The following is a 2,813-nucleotide window of genomic DNA, read 5'->3' as shown; positions in this document are numbered from 1 at the left end:
CGCTCCACCTCAACCTTCGATTCCCGCTCTGAAAAATTCCAATTCCGCTACTTCCCGATGCAAACGCTGGCTGGCAAAACCGGTCCCTCGGCCGGCCACAGTACGTCGTCAAAAACTCGGATGAAGTTCACATTACCGTCTTATTGTTTGCCAAGGCTATCGCAAATTTTTGCCATTTACAATTGTCCGAAATAACCCGGTTACCGACTGCCGAATGGCTTGGTTTACAGAGGCTTTAAAGACCTGACAGGCAAGTGAAGCATTACGCAAAAGGTTGGTCGATTTAGCCACAACGGCCGCCGTACCGGCTCGACCTGGCGGAGCAAGTGCGGCAGCCGGCCGAGATTTTCGGGTTTGCAAAGCGTTGCCGGTAAGGCCTCGAATTTCCGGATTTCGGTTCGGCGTTTTTTCGCCTGATTTTTAGGTTTACCGAACGCCGAAAACGGCGAAGCAAACGACAGCATATCCGAGGAGCGAAACGCGCCGTCCGTACATGAAGTATGCTTTATAGCTTGTTGTTATTTATTGGATATTAGCGACTTTAAGATCGCTACGGATGCTGGCGGATGCGGTAATTTTAGGTCGATCGGCTAAAGTAGCTCCCGTTCCGGCGCAGGCGCATCCCGCAACGGGAGCCGAGCCGGAACAACGACAGCGCTCCGGCGGTCAAATATGGATAAATTAATAAATATATTTCAATTATTTATAAAGCTTATCTAATAAATAACTTTACAATATTCGAGCCGCAGAAAAGCGATGCTCTTCACCGACTTGGCGCCGGCGCAGCGAATACCGCCGTTTTGATCGAAAACGTTGCCGGCAATCGATGCAGCCCTGTGGGCGGCCGGGCATCGCGCAAGCGGCGTTAAACCGTTTGCAAGCTGCCGAAGGCGGTTAAGCCGATCACGGTCAGACGGGCTGGCTATGCCATCCAGGGTATGGCCAACTTTTCCCTACTGCCGAAAACGCATAATCCGCCGGCTTCGGCAGCCGCTTTATCCGCTTGAAGTTTCACGGGAAACTCGTAACAAAACACTTTATCCGGCATTAAGTTTGCGACGTAAATTGCTTTAACAACAATCAATATCTATTTGATATAAATAAATTTTTAATTTTTATCCAGAAAAATTGTTGGTTCAGCCAATTTAGCTGCATCGGAAAGCCGAGTCGCTGCGCCAAAGCCCGGCAGATTCCGCGCCAAATGCGGCGCCGACCGGCTTGATCCATGTAAATAATTAATATCAATAGAGTTTTCGCGCAAAGTTAAGATAAACTGCACCCAGGCGAACCCAAACCGGAACCGAACACCTTGAAGCACGATTCGCGGGAGTATGTTTATGCGCACACTGTATTACAGCCATCCGGATTTTCTGGCCCACGATACCGGCCTGGCCCATCCGGAAAGCCCCGAGCGGTTGCGAGTGGTCGCCGAAGCGCTCGCGGCACCGCAATTCGCCGGCCTGACGCATTTACAGGCGGCGGTGCCCGACGATATCCAAGACAGAATCGCGCTGGTTCACGGCCGGGCCATGATCGCCAAGCTGCTGGCCGCGATTCCCGAGCAAGGCCTGGCGAATCTGGATGCCGACACTGTGGTTTCCCCCGGTTCGCGGCAGGCGGCGCTGCTGGCCGTCGCGGCGGTATGCGATGCGGTGGATAAGGTCTGCGGCGGCGCAGCCGACAACGCTTTCTGCGCGGTGCGACCGCCCGGACACCACGCGATGCCGGACTATCCGATGGGCTTTTGCCTGTTCAATAATGTGGCGATAGCTGCCGAGTACGCCCGCACTCGCTACGGTCTGCAACGAATCGCGATCGTCGATTTCGACGTGCACCACGGCAACGGCACCCAAGCCGCGTTCTACGACCAGCCGCAAGTACTCTATATCTCCAGCCACCAGTGGCCGCATTACCCCGGTAGCGGCCATCCCGCCGAGCACGGCGTCGGCAATATCGTTAATTTGGCGCTGGCGACCGGCAGCGACGGTACGGTTTTGCGCAGCAAGTACCGCGAGACGGTATTCCCGGCACTGCGTAAATTCGTGCCGCAACTGGTGTTATTGTCGGCCGGCTTCGACGCGCACAAGGACGACCCGCTCGCCTCGTTGCGCTTAACGGAGGCGGACTACCGCTGGCTGACGGTGCAATTGTGCGAGATTGCCGAGGAGTGTTGCCAGGGGCGGCTAATTTCGGTGTTGGAAGGCGGCTACAATTTGCAGGCGTTGGCGGGTAGCGCCGCCGCCCACGTAGCAGCGCTGCTGGGATTGGCTGACGAGGGCGTGTGACCGCCCTCCGCAGAACCGGTTATTGCAGGTTAGGCAAGGTGTAAACGTAATCGGCATGTTTCATCGGCGAATGGCAGGCAAAACAAGGTGCGGATTGTTCCTTGTCGTACATTTTCAGGGTTTTGCCTTCCCAGATGCCGAAACCCCAGCCGCCGGTCTCCGCGTATTTCTTGCTGTCTTTGACCATCGCTTCTGCTGCGGTGAATTCGCCGGGCACCGAGGCTTGCTCCCAATTCGGATGTTTGCGCTCGGCCCATTTGATCTTGGCGATGATGCTGCCGTCCGGCCACGGTTTGGTCTTGCCGGCCCGCGCAGCGTTGATGGCAACGTCGTTGCCGACGATGGCGCGCATGCTGTTTTTTTCGTGGCGTAGCGACACGCCCAACAGCCGCCAATCGCGGTACTCGCCGTGCTCCGGTTTCGCCGCTGGCGCGGTTTCGGCCGCAACGCCGTTCGCAACCAATATCAAGGCCGCCGCCAGCAGCCGTCCGCCGAAAATCTTTTGGTACATACACCCTCCATAAATAG

The 2,813-nt window shown here is 56.0% G+C and carries 2 protein-coding genes; one reads left to right on the top strand and one right to left on the bottom strand.

The window, feature by feature from the left end:
- Positions 1-1,337 precede the first annotated feature (1,337 nt).
- On the top strand, positions 1,338-2,285 hold the full coding sequence (locus tag VXJ35_RS11055; RefSeq protein WP_064023473.1) for a histone deacetylase family protein: 948 nt from the start codon (positions 1,338-1,340) through the stop codon (positions 2,283-2,285).
- A gap of 19 nt (positions 2,286-2,304) precedes the next feature.
- Here the strand turns inward: VXJ35_RS11055 and VXJ35_RS11050 are convergent, their stop codons facing one another.
- The gene (locus VXJ35_RS11050) at positions 2,305-2,796 is read right to left on the bottom strand and encodes a cytochrome P460 family protein (protein ID WP_064021593.1); all 492 of its coding nucleotides are present in this window, start codon (positions 2,794-2,796) and stop codon (positions 2,305-2,307) included.
- Positions 2,797-2,813: the final 17 nt, after the last annotated feature.

This window comes from Methylomonas sp. DH-1 (genome assembly GCF_046097555.1).
GTDB classification, from domain to species: domain Bacteria; phylum Pseudomonadota; class Gammaproteobacteria; order Methylococcales; family Methylomonadaceae; genus Methylomonas; species Methylomonas koyamae.
This window is presented reverse-complemented; position numbering and strand designations above follow the sequence as displayed.

Excerpts from the sequence above, each read along its gene's own strand:
- VXJ35_RS11050 (WP_064021593.1), bottom strand. The coding sequence starts at position 2,796 with ATGTACCAAAAGATTTTCGGCGGACGGCTGCTGGCGGCGGCCTTGATA.
- VXJ35_RS11055 (WP_064023473.1), top strand. The coding sequence starts at position 1,338 with ATGCGCACACTGTATTACAGCCATCCGGATTTTCTGGCCCACGATACC.